The sequence below is a fragment of the Xanthomonas sp. D-109 genome (assembly GCF_017746095.1).
In the GTDB taxonomy this organism is placed as follows: Bacteria; Pseudomonadota; Gammaproteobacteria; order Xanthomonadales; family Xanthomonadaceae; genus Xanthomonas_A; species Xanthomonas_A sacchari.
On sequence record NZ_JAGHWV010000001.1, the window covers coordinates 506,629 to 523,806 of the forward strand.

Consider the following 17,178-nt stretch of genomic DNA (forward strand, 5'->3'; position numbering starts at 1 on the left):
CCATGCCACGCGCCAAGCCGGCGCTGTCGTTCTGGCAGATCTGGAACATGTGCTTCGGCTTCCTGGGCATCCAGTTCGGCTTCGCGCTGCAGAACGCCAATGCCAGTCGCATCTTCCAGACCCTCGGCGCCGACATGGACCAGGTGCCGGGACTGTGGATCGCCGCACCGCTGACCGGCCTGATCGTGCAGCCGATCGTCGGTTACCTGTCCGACCGCACCTGGAACCGCTTCGGCCGGCGTCGCCCCTACTTCATGGTCGGCGCGCTGTTCACCACGTTGGCCCTGCTGGTGATGCCGAACTCGCCGACGCTGTGGGTGGCGGCCGGCACGCTGTGGGTGCTGGACGCCTCGATCAACATCTCGATGGAGCCGTTCCGCGCCTTCGTCGGCGACCAGTTGCCGACGCGCCAGCGCGCCACCGGTTATGCGATGCAGAGCTTCTTCATCGGCGTCGGCGCAGTGGTGGCGAGCATGCTGCCGTGGCTGCTGGCGCACTGGGGCGTCAGCAATACCGCCGCCCCCGGCGAGGTGCCGGCGACGGTGCGCTACGCGTTCTATGTCGGCGGCGCGGTGCTGTTCCTGTCCATCGGTTGGACCGTGCTGCGCACCCGCGAGTATCCGCCCGAAGACCTGCACGGCAGCGACGTCGCCACGGCGGCCGCCGCGGCGGCGCAACCGCGCCGTGTCGATGGCGCCGCTGCGCTGTGGTGCGCGGTGGGCATTGCCGGCGCGGGGGCCATCGCCTGGTGCCGCGGCGACCGCATGCTGTACGTGCTAGCCGGTCTGTGCATCGCTTACGGCGTGCTGCAGGGCGTGGCGCCGCGGCTGCGCCGCGGACACATGTTGGCGGCGATCGTCTGCGATCTGCAGACCATGCCGCGGGCGATGCGGCGCCTGGCCGGGGTGCAGTTCTTCTCCTGGTTCGCGTTGTTCGCGATGTGGATCAACACCACCGCCGCGGTCACCCAGACCCACTACGGCACCCAGGACGTCACCTCGGCCGCCTACAACGAGGGCGCCAACTGGGTCGGCGTGCTGTTCGCCGCCTACAACGGCTTTGCCGCATTGGCCGCGATCGCCATTCCGCTGCTGGTGCGCGCCTGCGGGCTGCGCATGAGCCATCTGCTCAACCTGTGCCTGGGGGCGGCCGGCCTGCTGTCGTTCCTGTGGATCCGCGATCCGCAGTGGCTGCTGCTGTCGATGGTCGGGGTGGGCTTCGCCTGGGCCTCGATCCTGTCGCTGCCCTATGCCTTGCTGTCGGACAGCGTGCCGGCGGCGAAGATGGGCGTGTACATGGGCATCTTCAATTTCTTCATCGTGATCCCGCAGTTGGTCGCGGTCAGCGTGCTGGGCTTCGTGCTCACGCACTGGCTCGGCGGCCGGCCGCTGTACGCGCTGGCGATTGGCGGCGCCAGCCTGCTGGTGGCGGCGCTGTGCGTGCTGTGGGTGCCGTCGGATTCGGGAGCGAATGCATGATCGATCGGATATCGCTGTTGGCGCTGGCCCTGCTGGGCGCCTGCGCTGCGTCGGCGCAGGCCCAGGCGCCCGCGCAGGAGGAGTTCTACGGCACGCTGGAGCCGTTCGCCAGCGAGGCGGTGTACTTCGTGGTCACCGATCGCTTCGTCAACGGCGATCCGGGCAACGATCACCGCGACCAGGGCGGCGCGCACCGCACCTTCGACATCCCGATCCCGGCGCCGCCGGGCGAGAGCGACAACATCGGCTACCTCGGCGGCGACTTCAAGGGCGTGGTCGACAACGCCGGCTACATCCGCGACCTGGGCTTCGGCGCGGTGTGGATCACCCCGATCGTCGACAACCCGGACGAGGCCTTCACCGGCGGCAAGCCGATCACATGGGGCAGCTCGCTGAGCGATCGTGGCAAGACCGGCTACCACGGCTACTGGGGCGTGAACTTCTACAAGCTCGATGAACATCTGCCGAGCCCGGGGCTGGATTTCGCTGGCTTCACCCAGGCCATGCACGCGCAGCAGTTGAAGGTGGTACTGGATATCGTCGGCAACCACGGCTCGCCGGCCTGGACCATGCCCAAGCGGCAACCCATGTTCGGCCAGGTGTTCGACCGCGACGGCAAGCTCATCGCCGACCACCAGAACCTGCCGCCGTCCAGGCTGGACCCGGCGCACAACCCGCTGCACGCGTTCTACAACACCGGCGGCAACCTGGCGCAGTTGTCCGACTTCAACGAGCGCAACCCGGCGGTGATGGAGTACCTGGTCGGCGCCTACTCGCAGTGGCTGGGGCAGGGCGCCGATGCGTTCCGCATCGACACCATCGGCTGGATGCCGGACAGCTTCTGGCACGAGTTCGTGCGCCGCATCCGCGCGCAGCGCCCGGGCATGTTCATGTTCGGCGAGGACTTCGACTACAACGCGCACAAGATCGCCGGCCACACCTGGGCCAACAACGCCGGCGTCAGCGTGCTGGATTTCCCGCTCAAGCAGGCACTGGCAGCGACCTTCGGCCACGCCCAGCGCGGCTACGAGACGCTGCAGCCAGCGCTGTACCTGGAACGCGGCCCGTACGCCAATCCGTACGAGCTGATGACCTTCTACGACAACCACGACATGGCGCGGCTGGACGCCAGCGACGCCGGCTTCATCGACGCGCACAACTGGCTGTTCACCGCGCGCGGCATCCCGGTGATCTACTACGGCTCGGAGACCGGCTTCATGCGCGGGCGCGCCGAGCATGCCGGCAATCGCAACTACTTCGGCCAGGAGCGGGTGAACGCGGCGCCGAGCAGCCCGATCTTCGCGCCGCTGCGGCGCATCGCCACGCTGCGCCAGCGCAGCCCGGCGCTGCAGCGCGGCCTGCAGCTCAACCTGCAGCTGTCCGGCGACGAGGCGGTGTTCTACCGGGTGTTCCAGCATGCGGGCAGCACCCAGACCGCGCTGGTGCTGCTGAACAAGGGCGACGCGCCGCGCACGCTGGAGGTGCGTCGCTACCTGCAGCCCGGCACCTGGCACGATGGCTTCGACGGTAGTGCCACCCAGGTGACCGATGCATTGCGCGTCGAGGTGCCGGCGCATGGTGTGCGCGTGTTCCTGTCCGATGCGCCGATCGTGCGCCCGGACCTGCGCGCGCGGCTGCGCTGGCTGATGGCGGCCAAGGACGGGGTCGCGCCGACGCCGTGAACGCGGCGCTGCCGGTCGGCGTCAGCGCGCCGGCCGTCGGCGCGTCAACGCCCGAGCGGGCTCAGTTGCGCAGCAGCGACGAGCCGCGCAGCGCCAGCGTCACCGGCAGGGTGCGGCTGCTCACCGGCTGCCCGGCGATCTGCGCCAGCAGGGTGTCCACCAGCACCGCACCGGCCAGCTTGGTGTCCTGCTGCACCGTCGACAACGCCGGATCGACGCTGGCGGCCACCGGGATATCGTCGAAGCCGGCCAGGGCCACGTCCTCAGGCACGCGCAGGCCATGCTCGCGCAGTGCCTTCAACGCGCCGATGGCGATCAGGTCGCTGGCGGCGAACAGCGCATCGAAGCGTTCGCCGCGGCCGAGCAGGGCCAGCGCCGCTTCGTAGCCTGACTGCTCGGTGGTGATCGCATCGACCTGCAGCGCCGGCGTGGCGTCGGCGCCGGCCGCGCACAGCGCCTGCAGATGGCCGCGGTAGCGTTCCAGGAACTCGGGGTAATGGTTGGAGGCGTCGCCGAGGAAGGCGATGCGGCGGCGGCCCTGCGCCAGCAGGTGCGCGGTGATGTCGTGCCCGCCCTGGAAGTTGTCGCTGCCGATCGACACGCCCGGCTGCCCGGGCAGCACCGCGCCCCAGCGCACGAAGTGCGTGCCCTGGTCGACCAGGTGCTGCAGCCGCTGCTGCGCCTGCAGATAGTCGCCATAGCCGAGCAGGATCAGCCCATCGGCCTTCTGGCTGTCGCCGTAGTCGGCACGCCAGTTGTCCGACAACTGCTGGAACGACACCAGCAGGTCGTAGCCGTGGCGGGCGCAGGCGCGGGTGATCGACCCCAGCATCGAGTGGAAGAACGGGTTGATCAGCGAGTCGTCGGTGGTCGGATCTTCGAAGAACAGCAACGCCAGCGTGCCGGCATTGCGCAGGCGCAGGCTGGAGGCGTGCTTGTCGACCTTGTAGTTCAGCTCGCGCGCGATCGCCAGGATCTTGCGCCGGGTCTGCTCGTTGACCGCCGGGCTGCCGCGCAGCGCGCGCGAGACCGTGGGTTGCGACACGCCCGCGAGATAGGCGATGTCCAGTGAGGTGGCCTTGCCTTTGATGACGGCGCGTCCGGTGCGGAGAAAACGTCGGCGAAGCATGCCATGGCGGCTGCTGTAGCTCTTGCTGCGGCGCAGCGAAGGCCTCGGCGGCATACCAGGAATGACCGTTTTGGTAAAAGACCGCGATTACCATTTTGGTAAAAGCTGGTTTACCATCCTGCTCTTCGACCTGATCTGGACATGGGTGGCCCGCGGCGACGCCGGCCGAGCGTGCGACATGAGCACTACCACCGCCCTCGCGTGAGTTCCCGCCCAAGGCTGTCCGAGCAGGCGCCCTTGTGGCGCCTTCTTTCTGTCCCGCGCCCAGGCTGGCCTGCCGCCGAGGTGGCGCGGACGTCATCCCCCAGTTTCCCTTTCCGCCGACTCCCATGATCACGATCACGCTCCCCGACGGCAGCCGCCGCGAATTCGAACATCCCGTCAGTCCCATGGACGTGGCCCAGTCCATCGGCCCCGGCCTGGCCAAGGCGACCATCGCCGGTCAGGTCGATGGCCGCCTGGTCGACGCCTGTGACCTCATCGACCACGACGCCAGCCTGCGCCTGATCACCGCCAAGGACGCCGAAGGCGTGGAGATCATCCGCCACTCCTGCGCGCACCTGGTCGGCCATGCGGTCAAGCAGCTGTACCCCGAGGTCAAGATGGTGATCGGTCCGGTCATCGCCGAGGGCTTCTACTACGACATCTACAGCGAGCGCCCGTTCACCCCGGAGGACCTGGCGGCGATCGAGAAGCGCATGCAGGAGCTGATCGCGCAGGACTACGACGTGATCAAGAAGGTCACCCCGCGCGCCGAGGTGATCGAACTGTTCAAGCAGCGCGGCGAGGACTACAAGCTGCGGCTGATCGAGGACATGCCCGACGACGTCACCGCGATGGGCCTGTACTACCACCAGGAATACGTGGACATGTGCCGCGGCCCGCACGTGCCGAACACGCGCTTCCTCAAGGCCTTCAAGCTGACCCGCATCTCCGGCGCCTACTGGCGCGGCGACGCCAAGAACGAGCAGCTGCAGCGCATCTACGGCACCGCCTGGGCCGACAAGAAGCAGCTCGAGGCCTACATCCTGCGGATGGAGGAGGCCGACAAGCGCGACCACCGCAAGATCGGCAAGCAGCAGGACCTGTTCCACCTGCAGGAAGAGGGCCCGGGTCTGGTGTTCTGGCATCCCAAGGGCTGGTCGATCTGGCAGGTGGTCGAGCAGTACATGCGCAGGGTCTACCGCGACAGCGGCTACGGCGAGGTGCGCTGCCCGCAGATCCTGGACGTGTCGCTGTGGCAGAAGTCCGGCCACTGGGACAACTACCAGGACAACATGTTCTTCACCGAGTCGGAGAAGCGCACCTACGCGGTCAAGCCGATGAACTGCCCGGGCCACGTGCAGGTGTTCAACCAGGGCCTGCACAGCTACCGCGACCTGCCGATCCGCTACGGCGAGTTCGGCGCCTGCCACCGCAACGAGCCGTCCGGCGCGCTGCACGGCATCCTGCGCGTGCGCGGCTTCACCCAGGACGACGGCCACATCTTCTGCACCGAGCAGCAGATCGAGGCCGAGGTCACCGCCTTCCACCAGCAGGCGCTGAAGGTGTACGGCGATTTCGGCTTCGACGACATCCAGATCAAGATCGCCTTGCGCCCGGAAAAGCGCCTGGGCGACGACGCCACCTGGGACAAGGCCGAGGCCGCCCTGCGTGCCGCGCTCGGCGCCTGCGGCGTGGAGTGGCAGGAACTGCCGGGCGAGGGCGCCTTCTACGGCCCGAAGATCGAGTACCACCTCAAGGACGCGATCGGCCGCACCTGGCAGCTCGGCACCATGCAGGTGGATTTCATGATGCCCGGCCGCCTCGGCGCCGAGTACGTGGACGAGCACAGCCAGAAGAAGCATCCGGTCATGCTGCACCGGGCCATCGTCGGCTCGATGGAGCGGTTCATCGGCATCCTGATCGAGCACCACGCCGGCATGTTCCCGGCCTGGCTGGCGCCGGTGCAGGCCGTGGTCATGAACATCACGGACGCGCAGGCAGACTATGTAGACAACGTGCGGAAACTCCTTGCAAATCAAGGCTTCCGCATCGAGGCCGATTTGCGGAACGAAAAAATCGGTTATAAGATTCGCGAACACACGCTGCAGCGGGTGCCGTACCTGTTGGTCGCGGGCGACCGCGAGACGGAAAACGGCGCGATTGCGGTCCGTACGCGATCGGGGGAGGATCTGGGCACCATGTCGGTCGCCGCCTTCGCCGACCGGCTGCGCGCCGAGCAGTTGGCGTGACACCACCCTGGCACGGACGGAGCCTCCGTCCGTGCCAGTCCGATTCCCCTGGGAGATTGCAACATCAGTACCCCTGACAACAAACAGAACCGCAAGAACCAAGAGATCCGCGTTCCGCGCGTGCGCGTGATCGGTGCGGACGGCGAGATGGTCGGCGTGTTGACCCGCGACGAAGCGCTGGCGCTGGCCGAAGAGGACGGACTCGACCTGGTCGAGATCCAGCCGCAGGCCGATCCGCCGGTCTGCAAGATCATGGACTTCGGCAAGTTCAAGTTCGAGCAGCAGAAGAAGGCCAACGAAGCCAAGAAGAAGACCAAGCAGGTCGAGATCAAGGAAATCAAGTTCCGTCCGGTCACGGACGAAGGCGATTACCAGATCAAGCTGCGCAACATGCGCCGCTTCATCGAGGAAGGCGACAAGGTCAAGGTCAACATCCGCTTCCGCGGTCGCGAGATGAGCCATCAGGAGCTCGGTCGCGAAATGGCAGCGCGGATCGAGGCCGATCTGGGCGAGGACATCGTCATCGAATCGCGTCCGCGCCTGGAAGGCCGGCAGATGGTGATGATGATCGCGCCGAAGAAGCGCTGACCCAGGCCAGGATCGCGCCCCGCCCAGTGCGGGCGCGCGGCCGCCCGGGCGCCAGCGGCGCCCACTGGCATGATCATCCCGGCGTTTTTGCCCCGGCGCAGGCTGCGTGGTGACGCCGTGCGCGCCGTTTTCGATTCCCCATTCCCCATTCTCGATTCCCGGCTCGCCAGTGCGCGCCCACCGAACCGCATGATTTGCAAGGCATTCCAAGCCCTGGCATAATGCGCGGCCCGGTTCACCGGGTTTGCCGCTCCGGCGGCAATAGGACCCGCCCGGATCCTTAGTGGATCAAGGGCTTACAAGCAGGTAAGGGCACGGACGGAAAGTGTGGCGCAGCCACCGCCCTGACCAGTGACAAAACACCATCAAGGACATTGCAATGCCCAAGATCAAGACCAACCGGGCGGCGGCCAAGCGTTTCCGCAAGACCGCCTCCGGCAAGTACAAGGCCGGCCACGCCAACCGTAGCCACATCCTCACCAAGAAAGCGACCAAGCGGAAGCGCAACCTGCGGCAGACGAACCACGTCCGTGCCGAGGACGCAGGCCGTCTGGACCGTATGCTTCCCTACCTCTGAGGACTGAACCATGGCTCGAGTCAAGCGTGGCGTCCAGGCGCGCCGTCGTCACAAGAAAGTTCTGAACCTCGCCAAGGGCTACTACAACGCCCGTCGCAAGGTTTTCCGCGTCGCCAAGCAGGCGGTGATCAAGGCGCAGCAGTACGCCTACATCGGCCGCAAGCAGAAGAAGCGCAATTTCCGTTCGCTGTGGATCACCCGCATCAATGCGGCGGCCCGCATCAACGGCATGAGCTACAGCCGTTTCATGAACGGTCTGCTCAAGGCCGGCATCACCCTCGACCGCAAGGTGCTGGCGGACATCGCCGTGCACGACGCGCAGGGCTTTGCCGCCCTGGCGGAGAAGGCGAAAGGCGCGCTGGCGGCATAAGTTTGCGAGTGCCTGCAGAAACCCGCGCGTCCACGTGCGGGGTTTCGGCGGGAGCCATCGCAGGCATGCAGGGGAAGGGCGCAAGTCCTTCCCCTTTTGCGTTTTTGGGCGTCCCGATGCGGGGTGCCTGCCGGGTAGGTGAGGTCCCGCATCGGCGGGACACGGTGGCCACGGTTCGGCCGGAGCAGTGAGGCGCGAGTGCAATGAGTGAGATCGATTCCCTGAGCGGGCAGGCGCTGGCGGACATCGCCGCGGCGCAGAGTCCGGAGGCGCTGGAGCAACTGCGGGTCGCGCTGCTCGGCAAGAGCGGCAGCATCACCGCCCAGCTCAAGCAGCTCGGTGCGCTGGCGCCGGAGCAGCGCAAGCTGGCCGGTGAGGCGATCAACCGCGCGCGCGACACGGTGTCCGCCGCGCTGGCCGAGCGCCGCACGCTGCTGGAGACCGCGGCGCTGGACGCGCGCCTGGCCGCAGAGCGCATCGACGTGACCCTGCCGGGCCGGCGCGGCGAACGCGGCGGGCTGCATCCGGTCACCCGCACCCTGGAGCGCATCACCGAGATCTTCGCGCGGCTGGGCTACGAGTTGTCCGACGGCCCCGAGATCGAGGACGACTGGCACAACTTCGAGGCGTTGAATTTCCCGCCGCACCACCCGGCGCGGGCGATGCACGACACCTTCTATTTCGGCGACGGCCGCCTGCTGCGCACCCACACCTCGGGCGTGCAGGTGCGCTACATGGGCGAGCATGCGCCGCCGCTGCGCATGATCGCCGCCGGCAAGGTCTACCGCAGCGACAGCGACCAGACCCATTCGCCGATGTTCCACCAGGTCGAAGGCCTGCTGGTCGACGAGCACGCGACCTTCGCCGACCTCAAGGGCACCCTGGCCGAATTCGTGCGCGCGTTCTTCGAGCGCGATTTCCAGATGCGCTTCCGTCCCAGCTACTTCCCCTTCGTCGAGCCCGGCGCCGAGGTCGACATCGCCTGGCAGCAGCCCGACGGCAGCACCCGCTGGCTGGAAGTGCTCGGCTGCGGCATGGTCCACCCGAACGTGCTGCGCAACGTCGGCATCGACCCCGAGCGCTACACCGGCTTCGCCTTCGGCATGGGCGTGGAGCGTTTCGCGATGCTGCGCTACGGCGTCAACGACCTGCGCGCCTTCTTCGAGAACGACGTGCGGTTCCTGCGGCAGTTTGCTTGAGGCTGGGAGTCGGGAAACGGGAATCGGGAATGGGCAAAGCAACGCAACAGCTCGTTTCCCCAGTCCGTTTCCGTTCCAGTAGACCGCGCTTTCGATTCCCCATTCTCCATTCCCGATTCCCGGCCCTTCCATGAAATTCAGCGAAAACTGGCTGCGTAGCCACGTTCCGACCCAGGCCTCGCGTGAGCAGCTCACCGCGACCCTGACTGCCATCGGCCTGGAGGTCGAGGAGGTCGTGCCGCTCGGCGACGGCCTGCAGCAGGTGGTGGTGGCGCGGATCGTCGAGGCCGCGCCGCATCCCGAGGCCGACCGGTTGCAGGTGTGCCGGGTCGATGCCGGGCAGGGCGAGCTGCTGCAGATCGTCTGCGGTGCGCCCAATGCACGCGCGGGCCTGGTTGCGCCGCTGGCGCTGGTCGGCGCCCAGGTCGGCGGCATCGCGATCAAGCCGGCCAAGCTGCGCGGGGTCGCGTCCAACGGCATGCTGTGCTCGGCCAAGGAACTGGGGCTGGACAGCGACGCGTCCGGGCTGTTCGAGTTGCCCGACGACGCGCCGGTCGGCCAGGCGCTGACCGAATACCTGGGGCTGCCCGACGCCAGCATCGAGATCAAGCTCACCCCCAACCGTGCCGACTGCTTCGGCGTGCGCGGCATCGCCTACGACGTGGCCGCGGCCTGCGGCAGCGACGTGCTGCCGCTGGCGGTGACGCCGGCGGCGGTGAGCAGCGAGCGCACGCTGGCGGTGGCGCTGGACGCGGGCGCCGACGCGCCGCGTTACTGCGGCCGCGTGGTCGAGGACCTGGATCCGGCGGCGAAGACGCCGCTGTGGATGGCCGAACGCCTGCGCCGCAGCGGCGTGCGCCCGGTGTCGCTGCTGGTGGACATCACCCAGTACGTGATGCTGGAGCTTGGCCAGCCGATGCATGCCTTCGATCTGGACACCTTGCAGGGCCCGGTCGGCGTGCGCCACGCGCGCGACGGCGAGACCCTGACCCTGCTCGATGGCCGCGAGGCGGCGCTGGACCCGGGCTTCCTGCTGGTCACCGACGCCGATCGGCCGGTGGCGCTGGCCGGGCTGATGGGCGGCCACGCCACCCGCGTCACCGAAGCCACCCGCCACGTGTTCCTGGAGGCGGCGCATTTCGCGCCGGCGGCGATCATGGGCCGCGGCCGCAAGCTCGGCCTGCACACCGATGCCGGCCACCGTTTCGAGCGTGGCGTCGACCCGGCGCTGCCGCGGCAGGCACTGGAGCTGGCCACGCGGCTGGTGCTGGAGCTGGCCGGCGGGCGGGCCGGCCCAGTGGTCGAGGCCGCCTTGCCCGAATTCCTGCCAGCGCCGGCGCCGATCGCGCTGCGCCGCGCGCGCATCCTGCGCGTGCTCGGCATCGAGATCGCCGACGCCGACGTGGAGCGCATCCTGCGCGCGCTGGGCATGGAGGTGACTGCATCGGCCGATGGCTGGCAGGTCACCGCGCCGAGCCGCCGCTTCGACATCGCCATCGAAGAGGACCTGATCGAGGAACTGGCCCGCATCCACGGCTACGACCGCCTGCCGACCACCTTGCCCGGCGGCGCCACGCGCATCGCCATGGACAGCGAGACCCAACTTGACGAGCGCAGCGTGCGCCGGCAGTTGCTGGCGCGCGAGCTGCTGGAAACCATCAACTACGCCTTCGTCGATGCCACGCTGCTGGACCAGTGGGGGCTGCACGAGCGGCGCGTGGCCCTGGCCAATCCGCTCAGCGCCGAACTGGCGGTGATGCGTCCGTCGCTGTTGCCGGGGCTGGTCGCGGCGCTGGGCCGCAATGCCGCGCGCCAGGCCGGGCGCGTGCGCCTGTTCGAACTGGGCAAGGTGTTCGCCGCGGCGGCGGAAGCCGGTGCCGCGCCGACCGAGACCCAGCGGGTGGCGGCGGCGGTGTGCGGCGATGCCGACGCCCTGCAGTGGGGCCTGCCGGCGCGCAAGGTCGATTTCCACGATCTCAAGGGCGACCTTGAGTCCCTGGCTGCGGCATCCGGCGCGCGCCTGGACTACCGTGCGTCCACGCACCCGTTCGCGCATCCGACCCGGTCGGCCGACGTGTATCGCGACGAGGTGCGGATCGGTTGGATCGGCCAACTGCATCCGCGGCTGCTGCAGGCGATGCAGATCGACGTGGACGTGCTGGCGTTCGAGCTGGACCTGGCGCCGCTGGCCGCGCGTGCCTTGCCGCGTGCCGCCGAGCTGTCGCGGTTCCCGTCGGTGCGCCGCGACCTGGCCTTCGTGGTGCCGGATGCGGTCAGTTGGGCGGCGCTGGCGCGCAGCGTGCGCGCGGCGGTGGGGCCCTTGCTGCGCGAGGTGGTGCTGTTCGACCGCTACGTCGGCGCGAGGGTCGAGGCTGGTTGCAAGAGTCTCGCTATGGGCTTGATTTTGCAGGACAACACGCGCACTCTGACAGACCGCGACGTGGAGGCGGTGGTCGCCGATGCGGTGGCCGCGCTGGCGCGGGAACACGACGCGCGGATGCGTGGTTGAGAAGGACAGGGGATAGCAGGGCAATGGCGTTGACCAAAGCGGAAATGGCCGAGCGGTTGTTCGACGAAGTCGGGCTGAACAAGCGCGAGGCCAAGGAATTCGTCGATGCGTTCTTCGACGTGCTGCGCGACGCGCTCGAGCAGGGGCGGCAGGTGAAGCTGTCCGGTTTCGGCAACTTCGACCTGCGCCGCAAGAACCAACGGCCCGGCCGCAATCCCAAGACCGGCGAAGAGATCCCGATTTCGGCGCGGACGGTGGTGACCTTCCGCCCCGGACAGAAGCTCAAGGAGCGAGTGGAGGCATATGCTGGACCCGGGCAGTAACCGCGAACTTCCGCCGATTCCGGCCAAGCGCTACTTCACCATCGGTGAGGTCAGCGAGCTGTGCGACGTCAAGCCGCACGTGCTGCGCTACTGGGAGACCGAGTTTCCCAGCCTGGAACCGGTCAAGCGGCGCGGCAATCGGCGCTACTACCAGCGCCACGACGTGCTGATGGTGCGGCAGATCCGCAGCCTGCTGTACGAACAGGGCTACACCATCGGCGGTGCGCGGCTGCGCCTGGAAGGCGAGGGCGCCCGCCAGGAATCGGCGCTGAGCAACCAGATCATCAAGCAGGTGCGGCAGGAGCTGGAAGAAGTCCTGCAGTTGCTGCGGCGTTGAACCAGGGCGGCGCCACCGCCGCTAGGAATGCCAGCGGCAAACCCGCTATAATCGCCAACTCGCCGCGAGGCGGGTCCGCCATGACGGCGGAGACGCAACACATCGGGGTATAGCGCAGCCTGGTAGCGCACTAGTCTGGGGGACTAGTGGTCGTCGGTTCGAATCCGGCTACCCCGACCATCTTTCGAAGGCCCATGTCTGCGACATGGGCCTTTTTGTTTGACCACACCGGGCTGTGGGCCTCCACTCCCCGGTAGACAGGCGCGGCCTCCCCCGGTGCGAGCGCCGGCTTGTGGCAGCGGTGCCGGAGTCGACGATCCGTAACACTCGTTTGGGGCCGACGCATCGCCGTAGACAAAATTCGCAGGAATGCGCCATGGCTGCGCGCCGGCGCCGCCTCGCCAGATCGGAAAGCCGCGCCAGAACTGAGAGCGATGCAGCGTCAATGCATTGACATTGATCACGTTAACATCGCGTCGATGGAACGTTCACCGGCCCTTGCTACGCTGAATCGCCGGACATGTAGTTGAACCCTCCTGTTACTGCGTCAAAAAAATGTCGGGTAACGCCTTGGTGACGGCAGATGGCTGTGCCATAGTGCGTTGCAACACGAAGCTTCGCTGTTGGCCAGGGCCGTTCGTCCCGGGCAGGAATTGACACCGTGATCATCCTCTGGCCGGGACGGAGCCCTGGCCGGTTGGACGAGTGCGGCGCTTCGAAAACCATTCGACAGAGGGCATCAGCATCGCGCATGGGTAAACTTTCCGTGACCTTCCACTGGGCGCTGGCCCTGTTCTGCCTGGGACTGCTGTCTGCATGCAGCAGCGGGCCGGCGATGCGTACCGACCTGCCGGCGGGCGATCCGCTTGCCGCTTCAATGGGCAAGCCGGAATACCTGCTCGGCCCGGGCGACCTGCTGACGGTCAAGGTGTTCCAGGTCGACGACCTGGAACGACAGGTGCGGGTCGACAACGAGGGCCGCATCTCGCTGCCGCTGATCGGCGACGTCAAGGCCGCCGGCTCCAGCGTCAATGCGCTGCAGAAGGAGATCGCCGACCGCTACCGCAACGGCTATCTGCAGAACCCGCAGGTCTCTGTGCTGGTCGACGAGTTCACCGGCAACCGGGTCACGGTCACCGGCGCGGTCAGCGAGCCGGGCATCTATCCCATCCAGGGCTCCGCGCTGACCCTGCAGCAGGCGCTGTCGCTGGGCAAGGGCGTCAGCGACGTGGCGAGCCGCGGCAACGTGGTGGTGTTCCGGACCGTCGGCGGGCAGAAGATGCTGGCTCGCTTCGATCTGCGCGAGATCCAGAAGGGCGCCGCGCCGGATCCGGCGATCTACGGTGGCGACATCGTGGTGGTGTACCGCTCCGACGCGCTGGTGTTGCTGCGGACCGTGGTGCAACTGACCCCGTTCGTGATGGTGTGGAGGGCCTACCGATGAGCGCCTCCACCTTACCTCCCGCCTCCGCGCCGCGCGCGCGCCCCGTGGGCACGCCGCTGAGCCCGGCCGACATCGGCCTGCTGGATTACTGGAATGCGCTGTACCGCCAGCGTTGGCTGATCGTCGGCATCACCGCGGCGGTGGTCCTGCTGGCGCTGCTGGCGCTCCTGCTGATGACGCCGAAGTACCGCGCCACCAGCGTGCTGCAGATCGAGCGCGAATCGCTCAACGTCGCCAATGTCGCCAACCTGATGCCGGTGGAATCGCCGCAGGATCGCGACTTCTACCAGACCCAGTACGAGCTGCTCGGCAGCCGTTCGCTGGCGCGGCAGGTGATCCGCGAGGCGAAGCTGACCGAGGCGCCGGCGTTCAAGCCGCTGGTCGACGAGGCCCTGGAGAAGCTGCAGGACAACGGCGACGGGCGTGCGCCGACGCCGCAGGCGCGCGCTGCCGCGGCCGAGAATGCGCTGGTCGGCCCGGTGCTGGATGCGTTGACCATCGAGCCGGTGCGCGACTCGCGTCTGGTGCGGATCAACTTCGATTCGCCCGACCGCGTGCTGGCCACGCGCGTGGCCAACACCTACGCCAAGATGTTCATCGCCTCGACCCAGGAACGCCGGCTGCAGGCGTCCTCGTTCGCCGCGCGCTACCTGTCCGAGCGCCTGGCGCAACTGCGCGACAAGGTGGAGGAGTCGGAGAAGAACGCCGTCGACTATTCCAGCCAGGAACAGATCGTGTCGATGGGCGACGACAAACCGTCGCTGCCCACGCAGAACATGAGCGAACTGAATGTGCGCCTGGCCGCGGCGCAGGAGGCGCGGATCAAGGCCGAGGCGGCCTGGCGCCAGGCCGGCATTGGCGACGGCATGGGCCTGCCGCAGGTGGTCAGCAACCCGTTGATCCAGAATCTGCGCGCCGAGCAGGCCAAGATGACCGCCGACTACCAGCAGAAGCTGGCGACATTCCAGCCCGGCTACCCGGAGATGCAGCGCCTGCAGAACCAGATCGCCGAGACCAAGCGGCAGATCGCCGACGAGGTCGCCAACATCCGCAGCGCGCTGAAGAACGATTACGAATCGGCGCGTCAGCAGGAAACCTTGCTGGCCGACCGCATCGCCGCCCTGAAGAACGACGAACTGGACCTGCAGACCCGCAGCATCCGCTACACCATGCTGCGCCGCGAGGCCGACACCAACCGCCAGCTCTACGACGCGTTGTTGCAGCGCTACAAGGAGATCGGCGTGGTCGGCAACGTGGGCACCAACAACATTTCGATCGTCGACCGCGCCGATGTGCCGGGCAAGCCGAGTTCGCCGAAGAAGCTGCTCGGCCTGGCCCTGGCCTTCGTGTTCGGCCTGTTCCTGGCGGTGGCGGTGGCGCTGGTGCGCTATTTCATCCGCGAGGCCGAAGCCGCGGCGGCGGCCTCGGCATGAGACGTCGTAGCGCCATGGCGCGCCGCACCGCGCAATGCGCGAGCGCGTGCCGCAACGCACATGCCGGCTTCGGTTCGACGCACAGACTTTCAGTGAGGTGATACGTGGTTCAGCTAGGCAATAAAGTGTTCCGTTATTTTCCAGCGCGGTTGTACGAAGACGTTCTTCTGTTGAAGTAATCACGGGCTGCCGTGGACCTGGGGTCGGCGAGGGAGGCGCCGCAGCGGTCCACAGGCAGGCGAAATCGAGGCCCGGCGGCGTCGCATGTTCCCCCGCATGCCGATCGACCGGGTTTGGATAGGAATCCCGATCATGCTTTTGGCAGACCTGAGTAGCGCCACCTATACGACCTCCTCGCCGCGCATGCTGTCCAAGTACGCGGCCGCGGCAGACATCCTGTTGCGCGTGTCCGACCTGACCGTCATGGTCGGCGGCGCGTTGCTGACCCACCGGCTGCTGTTCGGTACCTGGATGCCGGAACCGGCATATCGGGTGGCGATCGGCACCACGCTGCTGTACGCGGTGATCTGCTTCGCCCTGTTCCCGCTGTACCGCAGTTGGCGCGGGCGCGGCCTGTTGCGCGAGATGATGGTGCTGAGCCTGGCCTGCGGCGGCGTGTTCGCCCTGTTCGCCATGCATGCGTTCGTGGTGCAGTTCGGCCAGCAGGTCTCGCGGCTGTGGATCGGCACCTGGTTCGTCACCAGCCTGGGAACGCTGCTGCTCTCGCGCACGATGGTGCGCGGCGTGCTCAACCGGCTGCGCTCGGAAGGCGTGGACGTGCAGCGCGTGGTGGTGGTCGGGCTGCGCCATCCGGTGGTGAAGATCCACAACTACCTGAGCCGCAATCCCTGGGTGGGCATGCAGGTGGTGGGCTACTTCAGCAGCGACTACGACCTGTCGGTGGCCGACCATCCGCAGAAGCTGCAGTGCCTGGGCGAGGGCACCGCCGACGCGCTGATCGACTACCTCGACGACCACCAGGTCGAGCAGGTGTGGATCTCGTTGCCGCTGGGCGAGCGCGACCACATCAAGCAGCTGCTGCAGCGCATGGACCGCTATCCGATCCAGGTCCGGCTGATTCCCGATCTGTTCGACTTCGGCATGCTCAACCAGTCCGGCGACCAGATCGGCAATGTGCCGGTGATCAACCTGCGCCAGGGCGGCGTGGACCGCAACACCTATTTCGTGGTTGCCAAGGCGCTGCAGGACAAGCTGGTGGCCCTGGCCGCGCTGGCCGTGCTGTGGCCGCTGATGCTGGCGATCGCGGTGGGCGTGAAGCTGAGCTCGCCGGGCCCGGTGTTCTTCCGCCAGCGCCGCCACGGCCTGGGCGGGCGAGAGTTCCACATGTACAAGTTCCGCTCCATGCGCGTGCAGCAGGAGCCCAGCGACGTGGTGGTGCAGGCCACGCGCGGCGACAGCCGGGTGACCCGCTTCGGTGCGTTCCTGCGCCGCACCAGCCTGGACGAACTGCCGCAGCTGTTCAACGTGCTCGGCGGCAGCATGTCGGTGGTGGGGCCGCGTCCGCACGCGGCGCAGCACAACACCCACTACGAGAAGCTGATCCACCATTACATGCAGCGGCACTACGTCAAGCCGGGCATCACCGGCTGGGCGCAGGTGAACGGCTTCCGCGGCGAGACGCCGGAACTGCGCACGATGAAGAAGCGCATCCAGTACGACCTGGACTACATCCGCCGCTGGTCGTTGTGGCTGGACACGCGGATCATCGTGCTGACCGCGTTCAAGGTGCTCGGGCAGAAGACCGCCTACTGATGCGCCCGATGCGTCTTCTTCCCGCCGACCGTGTGCAGCGTCGGCGTCGCCTCCGCGTCGCCGTCGTTCCTGCACTGCCTGCACCGAATGGGCTGGCGCGCC

At 67.6% G+C, this 17,178-nt stretch carries 15 protein-coding genes and 1 tRNA gene; 15 read left to right on the top strand and 1 reads right to left on the bottom strand.

Annotated features, from left to right (window positions below; translation table 11 throughout):
• The first annotated feature begins 2 nt into the window (after positions 1-2).
• Both J7357_RS02110 and J7357_RS02115 read left to right on the top strand, forming a co-directional pair.
• Entirely contained in the window at positions 3-1,478 is a 1,476-nt protein-coding gene (locus J7357_RS02110) for an MFS transporter (RefSeq protein ID WP_209244886.1), read from the top strand.
• Complete coding sequence (locus J7357_RS02115) at positions 1,475-3,160, top strand: alpha-amylase family glycosyl hydrolase (RefSeq protein WP_244667183.1); 1,686 nt, start codon at positions 1,475-1,477, stop codon at positions 3,158-3,160. The genes J7357_RS02110 and J7357_RS02115 overlap by 4 nt, the downstream gene beginning before the upstream one ends.
• A gap of 61 nt (positions 3,161-3,221) precedes the next feature.
• Here J7357_RS02115 and J7357_RS02120 read toward each other — a convergent pair whose 3' ends face one another.
• Positions 3,222-4,289 (bottom strand): LacI family DNA-binding transcriptional regulator, encoded by a 1,068-nt coding sequence (locus tag J7357_RS02120; RefSeq protein WP_209244522.1) that lies wholly within the window; start codon positions 4,287-4,289, stop codon positions 3,222-3,224.
• 61 nt (positions 4,290-4,350) lie between these two features.
• On the opposite strand from J7357_RS02120, the gene J7357_RS02125 reads away from it, so the two are divergent.
• The 13 genes from J7357_RS02125 (at position 4,351) to J7357_RS02185 (ending at position 17,076) form a co-directional block, all read left to right on the top strand.
• Positions 4,351-4,494 (top strand): hypothetical protein, encoded by a 144-nt coding sequence (locus tag J7357_RS02125; protein WP_209244524.1) that lies wholly within the window; start codon positions 4,351-4,353, stop codon positions 4,492-4,494.
• Positions 4,495-4,618: 124 nt separating this feature from the next.
• The gene (thrS, locus tag J7357_RS02130) at positions 4,619-6,523 is read left to right on the top strand and encodes a threonine--tRNA ligase (protein ID WP_209244526.1); all 1,905 of its coding nucleotides are present in this window, start codon (positions 4,619-4,621) and stop codon (positions 6,521-6,523) included.
• A gap of 63 nt (positions 6,524-6,586) precedes the next feature.
• The gene (infC, locus tag J7357_RS02135) at positions 6,587-7,111 is read left to right on the top strand and encodes a translation initiation factor IF-3 (protein ID WP_304412340.1); all 525 of its coding nucleotides are present in this window, start codon (positions 6,587-6,589) and stop codon (positions 7,109-7,111) included.
• A 379-nt stretch (positions 7,112-7,490) separates the two neighbouring features.
• A complete protein-coding gene (gene rpmI, locus J7357_RS02140; protein ID WP_010342861.1) occupies positions 7,491-7,688 on the top strand; it encodes a 50S ribosomal protein L35 in 198 nt (65 codons plus the stop codon).
• 10 nt (positions 7,689-7,698) lie between these two features.
• Entirely contained in the window at positions 7,699-8,058 is a 360-nt protein-coding gene (gene rplT / locus J7357_RS02145) for a 50S ribosomal protein L20 (RefSeq protein WP_010342859.1), read from the top strand.
• Between the two features lie 203 nt (positions 8,059-8,261).
• On the top strand, positions 8,262-9,257 hold the full coding sequence (gene pheS, locus J7357_RS02150) for a phenylalanine--tRNA ligase subunit alpha (protein WP_010342858.1): 996 nt from the start codon (positions 8,262-8,264) through the stop codon (positions 9,255-9,257).
• Positions 9,258-9,387: 130 nt separating this feature from the next.
• Complete coding sequence (gene pheT, locus J7357_RS02155; protein ID WP_209244527.1) at positions 9,388-11,766, top strand: phenylalanine--tRNA ligase subunit beta; 2,379 nt, start codon at positions 9,388-9,390, stop codon at positions 11,764-11,766.
• A gap of 23 nt (positions 11,767-11,789) precedes the next feature.
• Positions 11,790-12,089: an integration host factor subunit alpha gene (locus tag J7357_RS02160; protein ID WP_003466661.1), complete on the top strand. Its 300-nt coding sequence runs from the start codon at positions 11,790-11,792 to the stop codon at positions 12,087-12,089.
• Positions 12,070-12,426 carry a MerR family transcriptional regulator gene (locus J7357_RS02165; protein WP_009597860.1) on the top strand — a complete coding sequence of 119 codons (357 nt, stop codon included), beginning with the start codon at positions 12,070-12,072 and terminating at the stop codon, positions 12,424-12,426. Before J7357_RS02160 ends, J7357_RS02165 begins: the two co-directional genes overlap by 20 nt.
• A gap of 103 nt (positions 12,427-12,529) precedes the next feature.
• Positions 12,530-12,606 (top strand) — tRNA-Pro (locus J7357_RS02170).
• A 571-nt stretch (positions 12,607-13,177) separates the two neighbouring features.
• Positions 13,178-13,870, top strand: coding sequence for a polysaccharide biosynthesis/export family protein (locus tag J7357_RS02175; protein WP_026143621.1), 693 nt, complete (start codon positions 13,178-13,180; stop codon positions 13,868-13,870).
• A complete protein-coding gene (locus J7357_RS02180; RefSeq protein ID WP_244667184.1) occupies positions 13,867-15,303 on the top strand; it encodes a GumC family protein in 1,437 nt (478 codons plus the stop codon). Before J7357_RS02175 ends, J7357_RS02180 begins: the two co-directional genes overlap by 4 nt.
• A 312-nt stretch (positions 15,304-15,615) precedes the next feature.
• Positions 15,616-17,076: an undecaprenyl-phosphate glucose phosphotransferase gene (locus tag J7357_RS02185; RefSeq protein ID WP_209244529.1), complete on the top strand. Its 1,461-nt coding sequence runs from the start codon at positions 15,616-15,618 to the stop codon at positions 17,074-17,076.
• Positions 17,077-17,178: the final 102 nt, after the last annotated feature.